This window comes from Gluconobacter sp. P1D12_c, from assembly GCF_018812105.1.
GTDB lineage: Bacteria > Pseudomonadota > Alphaproteobacteria > Acetobacterales > Acetobacteraceae > Gluconobacter > Gluconobacter oxydans_A.
In genome coordinates this window covers 1-381 of the sequence record NZ_JACSIQ010000759.1, presented here as the reverse complement: position 1 = coordinate 381, position 381 = coordinate 1, and the positions used below count along the sequence as shown (strand labels likewise).

The 381-nt window shown below is 55.1% G+C and carries 1 pseudogene; it reads left to right on the top strand.

Going from position 1 to position 381, the window contains the following annotated elements:
• Window positions 1-381: pseudogene (locus tag KP705_RS19070) on the top strand (IS5/IS1182 family transposase); the annotation flags it as partial.

The window sequence follows — 381 nt, the reverse complement described above, 5'->3', positions numbered from 1 at the left end:
TCGCGGCTCCCAGGCAGCGCAACACAAATGCTGAGAAAGCGGATCTGCGTGAAGGGCGGATCCCACAGGACTGGCAGGACAAGCCGTCAAAGCTGTCCCACAAGGACAGGCATGCGCGGTGGACGCTGAAGTTCACGAAAGCAAAGCGGCAGGAGGATGGGACGATCCCCGCAACAGATCTTGCCATCCCATTCTTTGGCTACAAATCCCATGTCTCCATCGACCGAAAATTTCGGTTGATCCGGAAATGGAAAACAACCGATGCCGCCGCCAGTGATGGTGCGCGATTGAGAGAGGGCTTGCTGGATAAAACCAATACGGCCTCAATAGTCTGGGCAGACACAGCCTATCGCTCAAAAGCCAACGAAGACTTCATGGAGA